The 15,653-nt window shown below is 73.4% G+C and carries 13 protein-coding genes; 5 read left to right on the top strand and 8 right to left on the bottom strand.

Going from position 1 to position 15,653, the window contains the following annotated elements; all coding sequences use genetic code 11:
- Positions 1-34: 34 nt before the first annotated feature.
- The 3 genes from ACH4SE_RS16945 to ACH4SE_RS16935 form a co-directional block, all read right to left on the bottom strand.
- Complete coding sequence (locus ACH4SE_RS16945) at positions 35-1,909, bottom strand: hypothetical protein (protein ID WP_398544173.1); 1,875 nt, start codon at positions 1,907-1,909, stop codon at positions 35-37.
- Between the two features lie 22 nt (positions 1,910-1,931).
- A complete protein-coding gene (locus ACH4SE_RS16940; protein ID WP_398544172.1) occupies positions 1,932-3,758 on the bottom strand; it encodes an arabinofuranosidase catalytic domain-containing protein in 1,827 nt (608 codons plus the stop codon).
- A gap of 710 nt (positions 3,759-4,468) precedes the next feature.
- Complete coding sequence (locus ACH4SE_RS16935) at positions 4,469-5,542, bottom strand: alkene reductase (RefSeq protein WP_398544171.1); 1,074 nt, start codon at positions 5,540-5,542, stop codon at positions 4,469-4,471.
- Between the two features lie 160 nt (positions 5,543-5,702).
- Between ACH4SE_RS16935 and ACH4SE_RS16930 the strand changes: the two genes are divergently transcribed.
- Entirely contained in the window at positions 5,703-6,149 is a 447-nt protein-coding gene (locus tag ACH4SE_RS16930; protein WP_398544170.1) for a MerR family transcriptional regulator, read from the top strand.
- Between the two features lie 159 nt (positions 6,150-6,308).
- Here the strand turns inward: ACH4SE_RS16930 and ACH4SE_RS16925 are convergent, their stop codons facing one another.
- Complete coding sequence (locus ACH4SE_RS16925; protein ID WP_398544169.1) at positions 6,309-7,379, bottom strand: aldo/keto reductase; 1,071 nt, start codon at positions 7,377-7,379, stop codon at positions 6,309-6,311.
- Positions 7,380-7,569: 190 nt separating this feature from the next.
- Here ACH4SE_RS16925 and ACH4SE_RS16920 point away from each other — a divergent pair, with 190 nt between their 5' ends.
- On the top strand, positions 7,570-8,148 hold the full coding sequence (locus tag ACH4SE_RS16920) for a TetR/AcrR family transcriptional regulator (protein ID WP_398544168.1): 579 nt from the start codon (positions 7,570-7,572) through the stop codon (positions 8,146-8,148).
- A gap of 241 nt (positions 8,149-8,389) precedes the next feature.
- Here ACH4SE_RS16920 and ACH4SE_RS16915 read toward each other — a convergent pair whose 3' ends face one another.
- Positions 8,390-9,352 (bottom strand): zinc-dependent alcohol dehydrogenase family protein, encoded by a 963-nt coding sequence (locus ACH4SE_RS16915; RefSeq protein ID WP_398544167.1) that lies wholly within the window; start codon positions 9,350-9,352, stop codon positions 8,390-8,392.
- A 165-nt stretch (positions 9,353-9,517) separates the two neighbouring features.
- Between ACH4SE_RS16915 and ACH4SE_RS16910 the strand changes: the two genes are divergently transcribed.
- Positions 9,518-10,171: a TetR/AcrR family transcriptional regulator gene (locus tag ACH4SE_RS16910; protein WP_398544166.1), complete on the top strand. Its 654-nt coding sequence runs from the start codon at positions 9,518-9,520 to the stop codon at positions 10,169-10,171.
- A 77-nt stretch (positions 10,172-10,248) separates the two neighbouring features.
- Here ACH4SE_RS16910 and ACH4SE_RS16905 read toward each other — a convergent pair whose 3' ends face one another.
- From ACH4SE_RS16905 to ACH4SE_RS16895, 3 genes are all read right to left on the bottom strand, one after another.
- Entirely contained in the window at positions 10,249-11,166 is a 918-nt protein-coding gene (locus ACH4SE_RS16905; protein WP_398544544.1) for an MBL fold metallo-hydrolase, read from the bottom strand.
- A 72-nt stretch (positions 11,167-11,238) separates the two neighbouring features.
- Positions 11,239-11,913 carry a TetR/AcrR family transcriptional regulator gene (locus ACH4SE_RS16900; RefSeq protein ID WP_398544165.1) on the bottom strand — a complete coding sequence of 225 codons (675 nt, stop codon included), beginning with the start codon at positions 11,911-11,913 and terminating at the stop codon, positions 11,239-11,241.
- A 222-nt stretch (positions 11,914-12,135) separates the two neighbouring features.
- A complete protein-coding gene (locus tag ACH4SE_RS16895) occupies positions 12,136-12,777 on the bottom strand; it encodes a carbonic anhydrase (RefSeq protein ID WP_398544164.1) in 642 nt (213 codons plus the stop codon).
- Positions 12,778-13,676: 899 nt separating this feature from the next.
- Here ACH4SE_RS16895 and ACH4SE_RS16890 point away from each other — a divergent pair.
- On the top strand, positions 13,677-14,072 hold the full coding sequence (locus ACH4SE_RS16890) for a peptidoglycan-binding protein (RefSeq protein WP_398544163.1): 396 nt from the start codon (positions 13,677-13,679) through the stop codon (positions 14,070-14,072).
- Between the two features lie 863 nt (positions 14,073-14,935).
- Positions 14,936-15,601 (top strand): hypothetical protein, encoded by a 666-nt coding sequence (locus ACH4SE_RS16885; protein ID WP_398544162.1) that lies wholly within the window; start codon positions 14,936-14,938, stop codon positions 15,599-15,601.
- Positions 15,602-15,653 lie beyond the last annotated feature (52 nt).

The raw sequence follows: 15,653 nt of genomic DNA, 5'->3' as shown, positions 1-15,653 counted from the left end.
ACACCGCGGGGCGGCCGCCGGGTCGCGGACGGTCCTACACCGGCGGGGTCCCGTACTTCGCCGACAGGTCCTGCGTGGACCACGGATCACCCATCGCCGGCAGGTACGTCTCCTGCAGATGCCTGTCGGAGACGTTGACGGTGAAGAGGCTGGCCCAGGTCAGGCCGCCGCCGGTGTCGTAGTGCAGCAGCGCGGACGGGGCCTGGTCGGCCGCCGGCGTGCCGTACTTCGCCGACAGGTCCTGCGTGGACCACGGATCGCTCATGGCCGGCAGGTACGTCTCCTGCAGGTGGTTGCCGGACAGGTCGACCGTGTACACGCTGGTGTACCCGGAGTGGTACAGCGCCACCGGAGGAATGCCCGCCGCCACCTGCGGGGTGCCGTACTTCGCCGACAGGTCCTGCGTGGACCACGCGTCGCCCATCGCCGGCAGGTACGTCTCCTGCAGGTCGTGGTCGGCGTCGACGGTGTAGACGCTGGTGTACCCCTCGTGCACCGCGGCGGCCGGGGACACGGTGGTGGTCGGGGTGCCGTACTTCGCCGACAGGTCCTGGGTGGTCCACGGGTCTCCGATGGCGGGCAGGTAGGTCTCCTGCACGTCGTGGCTGGAGTCGTCGACCGTGTAGACGCTGGTCCAGCCGGAGTGGACGGCGGCGGACGGGGACGTGCCGGGGCTGACCGGCGGGGTGCCGTACTTCGCCGACAGGTCCTGCGTGGACCACGGGTCGCCCATCTTCGGCAGGTACGTCTCCCGCAGGTGGCCGCCGGCCGTGTCCACGGTGTAGACGCTGGTGTACCCCTCGTGCACGACGGCGGCGGGGGTGGTACTCGCCGGAGCCGTGCCGTACTTCGCGGACAGGTCCTGGGTGCTCCAGGGGTCACCCATCTTCGGCAGGTACGTCTCCTGCAGATGGCCGTTGGCGGCGTCGATCGTGTAGACGCTGGTGTACCCGTCGTGGGTCACCGTCACCGGCGCGGTGTTCTTCATCACCGGCGGCGTTCCGTACTTCTCGGACAGGTCCTGGGTGGCCCACGGCTGGCCCATGGCGGTCAGATAGGTCTCCTGCAGGTGGCCGCTCGGGGTGTCGACCGTGTAGACGCTGGTGTACCCGTCGTGGATCACCGACCAGCCCGCCGTGGGGAACCGCGTCGCCGGCGCGACGGGCGGGGTGCCGTACTTGGCGGACAGGTCCTGCGTGGTCCAGGGGTCGCCCATCTTCGGCAGGTACGTCTCCCGCAGGTGGCTGTCGAACTGGTCGACGGTGTACACGCTGGTCCAGGTGAGTGCGCCGCTCTCGTCGGAGTGGAGCAGCGGGACCGGTGTCTCGGTGGTGGGCGCGGTGCCGTACTTCGCGGACAGGTCCTGGGTGCTCCAGGGGTCGCCCATCTTCGGCAGGTACGTCTCCTGCAGGTGGTCGCTCGCCTGGTCCACCGTGAAGAGGCTGGTGTACCCGCTGTGGTCGAGCGCCACGGGCTGGGTGCCCGCCGCCACGGGCGGCGTCCCGTACTTCGCGGACAGGTCCTGGGTGGACCAGGGGTCGCCCATCTTCGGCAGGTACGTCTCCTGCAGGTGGTTGGTGCGGCCGGCCTCGTCCACGGTGTAGACGCTGGTGTACCCGTCGTGGACCACGGCGGTCGGCGTCACGGTGGTGGTCGGGGTGCCGTACTTCGCGGACAGGTCCTGGGTCGACCAGGGGTCGCCCATCTTCGGCAGATACGTCTCCTGCACGTGGCCGTTGGCGGCGTCGACCGTGTACACGCTGGTGTACCCGTCGTGGGTCAGCGCCACCGGGGTCGTGCCCGGCTGCACGGGCGGGGTGCCGTACTTCGCGGACAGGTCCTGGGTCGACCAGGGGTCCCCCATCTTCGGCAGGTACGACTCCTGCAGGTGGCCGTTCGCGGAGTTCACCGTGTAGACGCTGGCGTACCCGTCATGGACCACCGACGGCCCGGCGGGCGCGACCGTCACCGGCGGGGTGCCGCCGGAGTTGCCGTCGTAACCGGCCGCGACGGGGGTAGCCCTGCGTCATCACGCCCTCGAAGAACGAGCCGACCGACCAGTTGCTGTTGTCCCCTCCCGTCCCCATCACGATCGCGCCCTCCTGCTGCATCGGCGCGTAGCCGCCGCGGGTCGGCAGGGGGCCGCTGTACCAGGTGGTCAGCGAGCCCTTCTGTGCGTCACCGCCCTTGAGGGCGTAGGTCGTCTGCCCGTTGTTCTTCAGCATCGCGGTGACGTAGTTGCTCTTGTTCCCCGCGTTGTCGGTGTCCGAGCCGTTGCCGCCGCTGAACAGGCCGTTCTCCAGGTCGGCCTCGACCCAGGGGCCGCTTCCCGTGCACGGCGGGAAGTAGCACTCCGTGCCCAGGTTGACGGCGTCCATGTGCCCGTTGCCGGTGTCCCGGGTGTTGGTCTCGGCGTTGCCGTAGTCGAAGCAGCAGCCGGAGTTGACGTGGGTGCCGCTGGCCACCATGTACATGCCCTCGGCCCGGCCGTTGACGGCGACACCCTGCGTGTCGTTGTCCCGGTAGCCCGTCTGCCCGACGATGTCGACGCCGTACACGTGGTGGCCGTTCACCGTGACGGGCAACGCGGAGGCGTCGGCGCCGTGATCCGCGCCGGCCGCACCGCCGGCGCCCTCGATCGTCAGGTCGTTCCACTCGGGCGACTGGTCGTAGATCTTGTTGATGACGCAGCTGGTGCCGGCGCAGAACGAGTCCTGTGCCGCCGCGTCGGCGTAACCGCCCGCCGACAGCGGCAGGATGTCGATCCCCGCCTGGTCGGAGGCACGCTGGATCTGGTAGAGCGGCCCGCGGTAGTACGCGTAGAGCGCACGCACCGTGCTGTGCGCCGCCACGCAGGGGGTGCCGTAGGTGCCGTAGATGTCGCACGGCAGGCTGCTCGCCGTTGTCGCCGGCGGCCCCCACTCCACGAATCCGTCGGGAAGCAGCTCGGCGACGTCCGCGAGCAGGTCGGCGACCCAGGAGGCGGCGGACTTGGCCCAGGACCACGCCTGTGCCTTGATGCCGGAGCTGATCGCGTTGAGGACTCCGGGAAGCTGCGTCTCGAGCCACTGTTTGAAGCTGGCCGTCGCGTACCCCCACAGAGCCCCCTGCAAGGCCCCCAGGAACGTTTTGGCCCACGCCTTCCCGTCCCCGAGCGTGCCGTCGAAGTACTGCGTGAGCATGCCCCGCAGCAGGCCGGCGGTGAATCCGCTGACGGTGGTGCAGGCGATGAAGGCTTCCGGGACGACGAGTATGCAGGCGTCGAAGACCAGCCAGCTGGCCAGGTAGGCCATCGCCTTGGCGAAGGCCCACTGCAACCAGGATTCCGAGGCCTGTACGTCCCAGACGGGGATGGTGAGGGACAGGCCGGTGTGGTCGGGCGTCATGCTCAGCGTGCCGTCGAAGTGCGCCGGACCGGAGGTGTCCTCGACGAGCGGGAACTCCTCGAGCTGCCGGTCGATGGTGTCGCTGAGGCGGCTGTTCTCCGCCTGGGCCTTGTCGAGGTTCCGCTGCATGGTCGTCGCGTCGTACGCGAGACCCGTGTCGAGGGTGAACGTGAGGTCCCCGTCGGCCGCGGTGCTCACCGAGGTGCTGACGGCCGACGGGACCGACCGGGCCGGTAACGAGGACGGCGTCGCGGCCTGCGCCGGCAAGGCGGCGGCGGTCAGCGCGGTGGCCGCGACCAGGGCCGTCACCATGAGCAGCGTGCGGGTGAACCACGGGAAGGGTTTTCTGCCGGTTCTGCGCAGTCTTCTCACTGGATCTCTCTTTGTCGGGACATTCCGAACGGTACGAGCCGAGCGGGACAAACCAACGGAGCAGGAGAGCGGAGAGCCGGCGACAGGCATTCGGTGAAGGTGCACCCGGTGACGACGCACGCCCGCGAACCATTGGTTGACGGAAAGGAAAGAGTTCCTGCCTTGCACACGTACAACGGGGGCCGGGACGCGCCAACACCTTTGGCAACCAAATTCAACAGGCCACCGGAACACATGTCAACAAATTCCTCCGCCGCACTTCCGCGACCGGGACGGCATGCCCCGACCCGCCCCGCCCTGCCCGTGGCCAGGGAAGACCGCCGCAGACCGGCGCGAGCGGCGGGGCGGCCGGATATGGGCATCATCACCCGCGGGCCAGGTTTATTCACTGCCGGCCGGAGAAAGGCGCACCATTGTCGAAGGTTTGCCGTGGTACGCCCCGCGAAGTTTTTTACCTCTCGATGCCGTTCTTTGACTTTCCGCTGGGCAACCGCGCCGTCGCTGCGGAATGGCGGATTTCGCTCTTCACCCCTGTTGCCCGGACCGTGTGAGGATTCCCCGGAGCCGGGTGGCGGTGTCGCACGGCCGGTCGAAGAGCGTCGAGGTCAGCACTTCGACGAACTGCCCGGGGTCGACCTCGGCGCCCTCCGCGAGGCCGACGGGCGCCCCGGGGGGAGTGGGGGTCCGGAGCGTCTTCGCCCGTGGCACCGTCAGGCGGCGTGCGGGTAGGCCGGGTAGGTGATGTACCCGGCGTCACCGCCCTGGTAGAGGGTCTTCTCGTCGACGGGCGCGAGCGGGAGGGCCGAGCGCAGGCGTTCGACGAGGTCGGGGTTGGCGAGGAAACCGCGGCCGAAGGCGATCAGGTCGGCGCCCAGGCCGAGCCAGTGGTCGGCTTCCGCGCGTCCCGTCTGCTTCGGGCCGCCGGGCATGGTGGGGTTGACGACCAGGGTGCCCGGCCAGGCCCTGCGCAGCCCGAGGAGGGTCTCCTCGTCGGTGGTGGCCTCCAGGTGCACGTAGGCGAGGCCGAGGCGGGCCAGTTCCGTCAGCAGGGCGGTGTTCAGTTCGGCGGCGTCGTCCTCCCTGACGCCCCAGATGCCGCCGCCGGGCGACAGGCGGATGCCGGTGCGGCCCGCGCCCACGGCCTCGGCGGTGGCGGCGGCCGCCTCGACGGCGAAGCGGATCCGGTTGGTGACCGAGCCGCCGTAGCGGTCGTCGCGCAGGTTGGCGTTGGACGACAGGAACTGGGAGATCAGGTAGCCGTTGGCACCGTGCAGTTCGACCCCGTCGAAGCCCGCCTCGACGGCGCGGCGGGCGGCGTCCGCGTAGGACCGGACGTGCTCGGCGACCTCGTCGGTCTCCAGGGCCCGCGGCACGGGCAGCGGCTGGGGCCCGCTCGGTGTGAACACCGCGCCCTCGCCGGGGACGGCCGACGGGCCGACCGGCCGCAGGCCCGTCGTCTCGGGGTGCGAGACCCGGCCGCCGTGCATGATCTGGGCGAAGACGCGTCCGCCGTTGACGTGGACGGCTTCGGTCACCTGACGCCAGGATGCCGTCTGCTCGTCGGTGTGCAGACCGGGCGTGCCGGGGTTGGACTGCCCCACAAGGCTGGGCTGGACGCCCTCCGTGACGATCAGGCCGGCCGTGGCGCGCTGCGCGTAGTAGGTGGCCATCGAAGGGGTGGCCAGCCCGCCGGCGGCGGCCCGGACACGGCTCATGGGAGCCATGACGGTCCGGTTGGGCAGCGTGAGTTCGCCGAGACGGTAACTGCTGAACAGGGACGGCATGTCGTTCTCCTCGCGTACGGCCGGGGTGCGCGCTCCGCCTTCCGGAGCACACGAGTACGCTAAAACCTGACATCAATGTCAGAGACAAGTCGGGAACGGCGCGGAGCCGGGTGAGGCGTGTCACAGGACCCGGGTGCCGTGGCCCCGGAAGGAGGCGGTCGTGCGGATCGGGGAACTCGCGGCGCGCACCGGCGTGAGTGTGCGGTCGTTGCGCTACTACGAGAAGCAGGGGCTGCTCACCAGCACGCGTACGCCGGGCGGACAGCGGCTGTACGCGGAGGGGGACGTGGGGCGTGTCCACTTCGTCCAGGGCCTCTTCGCGGCCAACCTCTCCAGCCGCACCATCGCCGAACTCATGCCGTGCGCCGACGCTCCCAGCGAGCACAACTCCGACGCGGCGCTGGAGCGGATGGCCCGCGAGCGCGAGCGGATCACCCAGCAGATCGACGAACTCCTGCGGGCACGGGACACCCTGGACGCCATGGTGGCCGTGGCCCGCGCCCACCGCGAGAGGCTGCTGCGCGACCCTCCGGCCACGGGCCCGTCGGTGCAGGGCGTTCTGGCTCCCTGCACACCGGCAGAGTCGCCGGCCGGTGTCCCGGGGTGAGCGCGGGGCGCTGCGGAACGCCCGTCGGGGCCGATGCCGGAGACGGGGCGGCCCGGGGAGCGGCGGTGGCGGTCGGTAAGAACTCCCGAACGGGCGGGCCGCCCCGGGCACGTCCGGTCGGTGCCGCCGCACCGGCCGCCGTCGCCGTGCGCGAGGGGGTCAGCGGCGGGTCTCGATCTCCATGTCGCCCGAGGTGACCGCGCGGATGTGGTCGCCGGCGAGCAGGGCGTGCGGGTTGCCGAGCTCGACGGCGCTGATCTCGTCCAGGCGGGCCAGGTGCGCAGGGGTGAGGCCGACCCGCAGGGCGCCCAGGTTGTCCTCGAGCTGTGCGACGGTGCGGGCACCGACGACGGGTGCCGTCACACCCGGGGCGTTCAGGGTCCAGGCCAGTGCGACCTGAGCGGGGGTGCACCCCACCTCCGTGGCCGTCTCCTTCACCGCATCCGCGACGGCGAGGGTGCGCTCGGTGACCATTCCCAGGGCCGCGTTGAGGCTCCTGCGGCTGCCGGCGGTCTCGCCGGCGACGGGGCCCGCCGGATTCAGGTCCTCACGGCCGTACTTGCCGGTGAGCACCCCGCCGCCCAGCGGGGAGAAGGGGACCACGCCCAGTCCCATCTCGCGCGCCATCGGGATCAGGTCGCGCTCGCCGGTACGCTCGATCAGGCTGTACTCGATCTCCAGCGCGACCAGCGGCGACCAGCCGCGCAGGTCGGCGATCGCCTGCATGCGGGACACCTGCCAAGCGGGGGCGCTGGATATGGCCACGTACAGCACCTTGCCCTGCCTCACCAGGTCGTCCATGCCGCGCAGGATCTCCTCCACGGGCGTCCTGAAGTCCCAGACGTTCAGGTAGAGCAGGTCGATGTAGTCCGTGCCCAGCCGCCGCAGGCTGGCCTCCACCGACGCCAGCATGCTCTTGCGGTGCGTGCCTGCGGAGTTCGGGTCACCGGGGCGGCGCAGCGTCGAGTACTTCGTGGCCAGCACCAGACGCTCGCGGTCGCTGCGGGCGAACTCGCCCAGGAGCCGTTCGGAGCTGCCGTTGGTGTAGGTGCTGGCGGTGTCGAAGAAGTTGCCGCCGAGCTCGGTGTAGCGGTCGAACAGCCTGCGCGCCTCCTCGCGCTCCGCGCCCCAGCCCCACTCGGTGCCGAACGTCGCCGCGCCCAGCGCCAGCGGTGAGACCCGCAGTCCGGAACGGCCCAGCAGCCGGTAGGTGTCGAGAGTGATGGGCATCGCGTTCTCCTGTGGGTGTGGTCGGTCGCCGCCGTCATGAGCCCGCGGGCACGGCGGGTCCTTCGCAGGGCGGGCAGGGGCGGACCCCGGATAAGCGGGGACCTCCCCGCTTGTGTTTCACCGTACACTAACCGGAGAGGTCCCCGATTCGTTCACCGCCCCTCGACCCGACACCCCGATCGCGAAGGCCATGACACCTCCACGAAGCACCCTGCGCGCCGATGCCCAACGCAACCGAGAGCGCCTGATCGCCACGGCCGCCGAGGCCTTCGCCTCCGGGCGGCCGGTCTCGCTGGACGCCGTCGCCAAACGGGCGGGCGTGGGAAGCGGCACCCTCTACCGGCACTTCCCCACCCGGGAGGACCTGGTCGAAGAGGTCTACCGCGACCAGATCCGCCCTCTGCGGGAGGACGCGCGCGCCCTCCTGGCCACGGAGCGGCCCGCACAGGCCCTCCACTCCTGGATGCGCCGCTTCGCCGAGTGGGCGGGCGAACGGCGCGGCGTCTGCGAAGCCCTGGTCGCCATGAGCGCATCCGGCCGCTTCGGCACCGGACCTGTCTGCGACGAGGTCCAGCACATCCTGGGGACACTGATCGAGGCCGGCGCCGAGGCAGGGGAACTGCGCGCCGACATCGATCCGGTGGACGTCGGCGGCATTCTCGCCGGTGTGCTCTCCGTGGCCGGCGATCCCGGGCAGCACGCCCGGCTCGACCGCATGCTCACCGTCGTCGTCGACGGGCTGAGGCCGCGCGCGGGCGAAGTGCGGTAGCCGCGGGACGGCCGCGGGGCCGTTCACCGAGGTGCCGGGCGCCCGTCCGGCGGCCCGCGCACGGCTCTGCGGCCCCCGCGGGCTCTCCCGGTGAATCTCACGGTGGTCTCCCGGGGGCGGTGGCGGATCAGCTCACCGGGGGACTGGCACAGGTCCACGTCCGCCGGCGCCGGCGCGCCGAGTTCCCGGAGCGCGTCCGGGGTCTCCGCGCCGCCGCCGGCGCGGGGGACCCGGGTCCACGTCAGGGCGCGAGGACGACCCTGCCGAACACCTGCCCCGCGTCCATCCGGCGGTGGGCCAGCGCCGCCTGGTCCAGCGGCAGCACCTCGTGCACGACCGTGCGCAGCTCCCCCTGCGCGGCAGCCGCGAACTGGGACGACCGCACGGCCCGGCGGTCGGGGCCGGGCACGGCGTCCGAGCTGAAGGTGGCGAACGACAGCGACTTGCGGAAGGCGTCCATCAGCCGCACGCCGAAGTCCGCCGGCGGCTGCCCGCCCACCACGCCGACCGCCACGAACCGCCCGTTGGGGTTCAGCCTGTCCAGGAAGAGGGGGAGCCGGGGGCCCGCCACGACGTCGATCACCACGTCGAAGCCCGCCGGCGTGTCCGGGCCGCCCTCGCCGGTACGGTCGAGGACATGGGTGGCGCCCAGGTCCCGCAGCCGGGCCCCGCGTTCCGCCGACGAGGTGGTGACCGCCACCGCGTGCGCGCCGCGCCCGGCGGCGAGCTGGACCGCGGTGATCCCGATGCTGCCCGCCGCACCGCGTACGAGCACCGTCTCCCCCGGCGTGAGGCGGGCCCGCTCCAGGGCGAAGTGGGCGACCACGCCGGAGCCGCCGAGGGTCACCGCCTCGGCGCCGGTCAGGCCGGCGGGCAGCGCGAGGACGTCCTCCACCGCGGCGACGGCCTGCTCGGCGTACCCGCCGGACAGGCCGGTGAACGCCCACACCCGCCGTCCGATCCACGAGGCGTCCACGCCCTCCCCCACCGCGTCGACCCTTCCCGCGACCTCGCTGCCGAGGAGGTGTCCCTCCCGGAACCCGTAGGCGGCAAGCGACCCCCGGCGGATCACGGCGTCCACGCCGCCCACCCCGATCGCCTCCGTGGTGATCCGCACCTGCCCCGCGGCAGGAACGGGGGCGGGCACTTCGACGGCCTCCAGGCCGTCGGGATCGCCGAAGGCCCTGATGACGACGGCTTTCATCGCTGCTCCTCATGCCGGTGGAGAGACGGTCCGCAGCTGCTGCGGCCGTGGGGCGCCGGGCCGCCCCCGATGCCGGGCGTCGCCGGTGACGTGCCAGGTGGGGCGGCCGCACCCGCCGTCGGAACGTAACGGACGCCCTCGTCCGCCTGGCTAAAGTGAAACTCGATGAACGGCCAATTGCCTCGGACCGCGCGCTCCGACGCCCGCGACAACCGGGCCCGCATCCTGGACGCCGCCCGCGTGGTGTTCGGCGAGGAAGGCCTGGGCGCACCCGTGCGCAAGGTCGCCCGGCACGCGGGCGTCGGCCCCGCCACGCTGTACCGGCACTTCCCGACCAAGCAGGAACTGATCACGGAGACCTTCGCCGAGCAGCGGCGCGCCTGCCGCACGGCTGTCCGCGACGCCCTCGCGGACTCCGACCCGTGGCGCGGGTTCCGCGGCCTGGTCGAGCGGATCTGCGAACTGCACGCGGACAGCCGCGGATTCGCCGACGCCTTCGTGGCGGCCTTCCCCGAGGCCATGGACTTCACCGCCGACCGGGAGCAGACGCTGCGCGCGGTCGGCGAACTGGCGCGCCGCGCCCAGGAGAGCGGCCGGCTGCGCCCCGACTTCGTCGTCGGCGACCTGGTCCTCATGCTCACGGCCCACCGGGGCCTCCAGGACACGCCGCACGCCGTCCGGGCCGCCACCTCCCGCCGCTTCGCCGCCTACGTGATCGAGGCGTTCCGCGCCGCACCGCAGGCGGCGGCGCCCACGCCCCTGCCGCCCGCGGTGCGGTGGCCGGTGCGGCGTCCCGGAGCCCGGTCACCGCAGGGGTGAGGCCGGGGGCGGCGCCACGCGGGTGACGGCGGTCTTCCCGGGCACGAGCCTGCGGTGAGGCCGGCCGCCACCGGGCGTCAGCCCCGGGGAAAGGCGGCCCACGCGCTGATGGCGAAGCCGTCGCCGTCCTGCCGGACCTCGGCCGCCCCGTGCCCCGGCCAGTGGGCCGGGACGACGAGCTCGCGCAGCTCGGCGGCGCGGGAGAGCCAGGCGCGCCGGGTCCTTGCCGCGAGCCGCAGGTCGTCGCAGAAGCAGCTGTTCCAGTCGGGGTCCAGGACCTGGACGGGGCTGTGCAGCATGTCCCCGACGAAGACGGCGCGGTCGGTGCCCGAGCGCAGGGTGAGGACGGAGGAACCGGGGGTGTGGCCCGGCGCGGTCTCCAGCAGCAGGTTGCCGTCGATGCGGTAGGAGCCCTCCCACAGCACCGCCTGCCCGGCACGGAGGACGGGGGCGATGCTGTCGTTGTACACGAGCTTGCTGCCCTCCCAGCGGACACGCTCGTGATCGTCGCGCGGCGGCCGGCTGCGGCGCGGGCTCTCCGGGTCGAAGTACGCGTTGTCGGCGCCGGGGATCAGGTACGTGGCGTTGGGGAAGGTGGGCACCCACTCGCCGTCGCGCCACTCGGTGTTCCAGCCGACGTGGTCGTAGTGGATGTGCGTGTTGACGACGACGTCGACGTCCTCGGGCGCCACGCCGGCCGCGCGCAGGCGGGCGAGGTAGTCGGTCCGCAGCCCGGCGAACTGCGGGACCTGCGGCCGCTCCCGGCCGTTGCCGACCCCGGTGTCCACCAGGACGGTCCTGCCCTCGCTGCGCAGGACCCAGGTCTGGATGCGGCAGCGGTAGGCGTCGTCGTCCGGGGTCCAGAAGTCGGGCGCGAGCCACCCCCGGTTGCGCCGCCAGGTTTCCTCGTCACTGTCCGGGATGATGAAGCGGGCGGTACGGATCGGGCCGGACCACTCGACGACGCGCGTGATCTCGACGTCGCCGAGCGACATGTCGGGTGCGGGCACAGCGGTTCCTCCGGAGGGCGGACGCGGAGACGGTGGTCGCGCGGGGGGGGGCGCGGGTCAGGCAGACCGCGGCGGGCTGTCCGGCGCGGGCGCGTAGCGGGCGAGGAAGGTGCGTACGGCCTCCTCGACCACCGCCTCCGCGTCCGGCTGAAGGGCGATCTCCTCCTCGAACGCCATGACCCGCGGCCAGACGAGGAACTCCTGGACGAGGCCCATGAACTGGCGCGCCGCCAGGTAGGTGTCCGGGCAGCGCAGGCGGCCGCCGCGGACCAGGTCGTCGAGGGCGGCCGCGAACGCCGCCACGACCGGCCCTTTCCCCAGCCGGTGGAATTCGTCCGCGATCCACGGCAGACGGCCGGATTCGGTCACCACCAGCCGGGCGAAACGGATCTGGTCGGTTTCGGCGGCGAAGCGCTGGAGGGACCTGGCGAACCCGCGCAGCACTTCCTCGGCGCTCGCGCCGGCGACGTGCTCGACGAACCGCCGGTCCGGGCCGGCGAACGCCGACCAGTGGTGGCGGACCGTCTCCCGGAAGACCGCCTCCTTCGACCCGAAGCGGTTGTAGACGGTCTGCCGCGACAGGCCGGCGCGCTCGGCGACGTGCTCCAGGGTGACGTGGTCGTAGCCGCCGGCCAGGAACAGCTCCTTCGCCGCTGCGAGGATCTTCTCGTCGGAGGCCGACCTGCGGCGCCCGGCCTCCGTGGCACGGACGTCGTCCACCCGGGTCTCCATGGCGGGGCCTTCCTTCCGCAGATCTTTACTTGACAGTACAGTCCAATTTCAGCCCTGCAAGGACCCTCACCGGGGCGGAGCGGGAGCGCTGTCGGCCCGCCGCCCCGGGGACAGCGGGCCGACAGCGCTCCGGCCGACGACGTCCCCGGAGCGCAGACGCCCCTACCGGTGGGTACAGCAGGCACGCGTGCCTGCGGCGCCGGCACGCGGACGGCCCGGGGGTCAGGAGCCGGTCGTGACTTCCGCCTCGAGACCGCGGGCGGCCACCACCTGGGCGCTGCCGTCGGTCAGGCGGTAGCACAGGCCCACGACAGCCGTTCGGCCCGCGGCCACCTTCTCGGCCAGGATCCGGGAGCGGTCCAGCAGCATGTCGACGGTGCGGCTGACGTGCTCGGCGAGGATCTCCTCGGGCTGAGTGCGCCCGGCGGTCCGGGCGGCCAGCACATGGGGGGTGACGCGCTCGACGACGTCCCGGATGTAGCCGGCGGGCGCCAGTCCCTCGTCCAGGGCCGCGCAGGCCGCGCCGACCGCGCCGCAGGAGTCGTGACCGAGGACCACGACGAGCGGGCAGTCCAGCAGTTCCACACCGTATTCGATGCTTCCCAGCACTTCCGCGCTCGTGACGTGTCCCGCGGTCCGCACGACGAACAGGTCGCCCAGGCCCCGGTCGAAGATGATCTCGGCGGCCAGCCGGGAGTCCGAGCACCCGAACAGCACCGCGAAGGGCTGCTGGGAGGGAGCGGTCTCGGTGCGGCGGACAGCGTCCTGGTTCGGGTGCTCGGGGGCGCCGGCGACGAAGCGATGGTTGCCGGCCAGCAGCAGCTCGAACGCCTCGCGCGGCGTCGGATCGTGGGTTTCGGTCATGGCCGCAGCATACGAGCCGGGTCCGTCGCGGCCTCGCCCGGGCACGGGCGGTGGCGGCGTCCCGCGCGAGGCACGGGCGGGCGCCGCGCGTCCGCGCCCCTCCCGGCCGCCCCCGCCCGTCCGTCCGCGCGGCGCTGCGGCGCCGCCGGGCGGGACCGACCGCGTCTGCCGGAATGTCCGGGGGCGAGGGCCCGGCGGGGTGCAGTGCTCCGCGCAACCGTGGACGGTCTTCCCCCGCGACGGGACGCGCTCCTGGATCTCCCGCAGCCAGCCGTTCTCGAACCGCCCTTCGCCGGCCGGCCGCCGTGGGGGCGACGAGGAAGCCGGAAACCTGGCCGCCTTCGTCCGGCGCCCGTGGGCCGACGCCGCGGACACGCGGCAGGCCCTGGTCCGGGCCGCCTTCACCTGCCTGCGCCTCCGCGCCCGCCAGGAGGACGCGGGCTGGCCCGGCGGTTTCGCCGCGGCCCTCCCCCGCGCCGCCGGCGACCCCGCCGCCGGGGCGTTCGCCCACCACGTCCTGGCGGGGCAGTACCCGAGGCGGGACGGCCCGGCGACGCCCTGCCGCCGCCGGAGCGCGAACTGCGCCCTGCTGCGGCAGCGGGGCGTCCGACCGGCCGCGCGTACGGGCCGCACCGCCCGGGCGACCGCGGCCTCGGCCGGAAGTCGGACGAGCGGCTGCGGCGGGGGTTTACCCCCGCTACGCGTACCGCGGTACGCGCAGCTCGCGCCACCCGCGGCGGTTGACCCGGGAAGTCCATCCGCTGCGGGACGCGGCACCGCGGCCGGTGTCCCTAGCGTGTGGTGCGGGCCGGGCACCGGCCCACGCCGCCGCGGTCCGCCCGGACCCGGAGCGCGCGGGCCGGTGCCCGGCGGGGGAACCGACACGAGGGGAGAACGACATGAACGGCAAGAGGCTCGGCCGGGCGCTCGGCCTCGGCGCTGGCGTCCTCGCGCTGTCCGCCACGGTCCTGGGCGGCACGGCGGACGCGAGCACGTCGCGGGCGAACATCGGCGTGGGCTCCGGCAACTACTGGGGGGTCATCTGCGCCCAGCGGGCCATCAACGCCCTGCACTGGGAAAGCGGCGCGTACCACTACGTGTCGGAGGACGGGATATTCGGCTCCGACACCTACAAGGGCATCAAGTCCTTCCAGCTCTACATCAGCACCCACACCCGCGTGACCCTGGCCCAGGACGGCATCGTCGGCCCCCACACCGGGGACTTCGTGGTGGGCTACGCCTACGAGTGGAACTCCACCAGCAAGTGCTACCCGTACGTGCCGACCACGTACTGACCGCCCGAGGGGGAACCCCCGCGGCCCGCCACCGGCGGCGGGCCGCGGGAGGCACCGCGTCCACGGGAACGGAGGGGCGCAGCCGCCCGCGGACCCGACGGCGAGCGCCGCCGGTGGCGGGCCGCGGGATCTCCCCGCGGACGAGCGGGCTCGTCACGGGGTGCCGCCCCCTCGCGGGGAGCGGGGAGACGGGTGCCGACGGCGGGGGCGGAGCGTGCCCCCCGGGGGACCTTCCGACCGGTCACCGGCGGCGCCTGCCACGGTCCGTGGACTTCCCCTTGCTCGCGCGGCGCCCGCGCCCGTGGCCGCGCGCGGCCACGGACGCCTCCTCTGCATTTCCGCCCGCCGGTATCCCGCCAACCCGGTGAATTCACTCCAGCCGGAATTCGGTGACTCCGGCGAAATCCTTTCTCCCGCCCATCGAAAGCCGGCGGGCCGCCTCCGGCCGAAACGGTGTCGCGGCGGCGCAACAGCGAACAGAATGCCGCCCGACGTGGTATTTTCACCGAGCCGGGCGGTTTTTTGCTGCGAACTCCGGGGACTCCGCAATTGCGTTGGCCGGGCGGCCGCGTGACCGTGCCGGGCGCCCGGCGGAATGCCCTCCGCCGGCCGTGGGCACGCAGATCCGGCGACAAGTCCAGGAGGTTCGGCATGGCCCGTCACCACCGCGGCGAGCGCCAGGGCTCCGCCTGCTGTCCGCCCGGGCCGGGCCGAACCCGGACGCCGGCGGCGCCCGGTGCGACGACGAGCGCGACGCCCGTGTGCCCAGGGCGCGCGGGACGGAGGGAAAGGCCCTCCGGCAGGACATCACGCGGCTGGCCGGCCGGGGCCCGTCACCGGGAGTGCGGCGGAGGGCGGGCGGGATGAGCCGGAGCCGCGCGGGAACGCCGGTGCGGGTCGTAGCGCACCTGGCGGGGCGCGAGGCGGCGGCCGCGCTGCCGCCCCCGGGCCGGGCGTCGCGGCGCGCGGCCGGGACGGCGGCGGAGCGCGCCCGCGAGATCCGGCCGGCCGCGGAGGGCCCGGGGCCCTTCGGCGTCACGGTGGGGCGGGCGCCGGGCACCCGCCCCGGCGTTGTGGCGGCGGAGATGACCGCCGGGTCGGAGATGCCGCGGGGCGAGGCGCCGCCGGCCCCCTTCGCCGGCCTCGAACCGGTACGCGCCCGCGGGGACATGGCCGCACCCGTACCGCAGAGCGCCACCGCCTCCCTGGAGGCGCCCGGCTCCGGTGCCGCGCTCACCGCCGTCATCCAGTGCTCCACCCGGCGGGGCATCGGCACCGGCCCGACGATCTCCGTCCTCGGCGAACAGGCCGTCCGCGCCGCTCCGGGGACCGTGAGCGCCGTCGACACGGCCCCCCGGCAGGTGCGCGGCGTCACCAGGGACCTGTCCGGCCGCGGCCCGGGCTTGCGTACGGCCCTCGACGAGTCCGGGAAGGGCCGCCGCCGCGGTCTGCCGCCGGCCGGTGCCACCCGGATCGGCCTCGCGGCCCCCACCCCGACACTCCGGCGACGCACCGCCGGGAGCCGCTGAGGCACTTGCCACGGGCCGCCGCCCCTCCCCGCCCCTCCACCCGTTCTCCCCG

It is taken from the genome of Streptomyces sp. NPDC020983, from assembly GCF_044333485.1.
Classification (GTDB): domain Bacteria; phylum Actinomycetota; class Actinomycetes; order Streptomycetales; family Streptomycetaceae; genus Actinacidiphila.
Note: the sequence above shows the minus strand (reverse complement) of the source record. Positions and strands in the feature narration are given on the sequence as shown.

Bases quoted from the DNA above. Each gene is read 5' to 3' on its own strand.
- ACH4SE_RS16935 (WP_398544171.1), bottom strand. From the start codon at position 5,542: ATGCCGTCCCTGTTCAGCAGTTACCGTCTCGGCGAACTCACGCTGCCC.
- ACH4SE_RS16925 (WP_398544169.1), bottom strand. From the start codon at position 7,379: ATGCCCATCACTCTCGACACCTACCGGCTGCTGGGCCGTTCCGGACTG.
- ACH4SE_RS16920 (WP_398544168.1), top strand. From the start codon at position 7,570: ATGACACCTCCACGAAGCACCCTGCGCGCCGATGCCCAACGCAACCGA.
- ACH4SE_RS16915 (WP_398544167.1), bottom strand. From the start codon at position 9,352: ATGAAAGCCGTCGTCATCAGGGCCTTCGGCGATCCCGACGGCCTGGAG.
- ACH4SE_RS16910 (WP_398544166.1), top strand. From the start codon at position 9,518: ATGAACGGCCAATTGCCTCGGACCGCGCGCTCCGACGCCCGCGACAAC.
- ACH4SE_RS16905 (WP_398544544.1), bottom strand. From the start codon at position 11,166: ATGTCGCTCGGCGACGTCGAGATCACGCGCGTCGTCGAGTGGTCCGGC.
- ACH4SE_RS16900 (WP_398544165.1), bottom strand. From the start codon at position 11,913: ATGGAGACCCGGGTGGACGACGTCCGTGCCACGGAGGCCGGGCGCCGC.
- ACH4SE_RS16895 (WP_398544164.1), bottom strand. From the start codon at position 12,777: ATGACCGAAACCCACGATCCGACGCCGCGCGAGGCGTTCGAGCTGCTG.
- ACH4SE_RS16890 (WP_398544163.1), top strand. From the start codon at position 13,677: ATGAACGGCAAGAGGCTCGGCCGGGCGCTCGGCCTCGGCGCTGGCGTC.
- ACH4SE_RS16885 (WP_398544162.1), top strand. From the start codon at position 14,936: ATGAGCCGGAGCCGCGCGGGAACGCCGGTGCGGGTCGTAGCGCACCTG.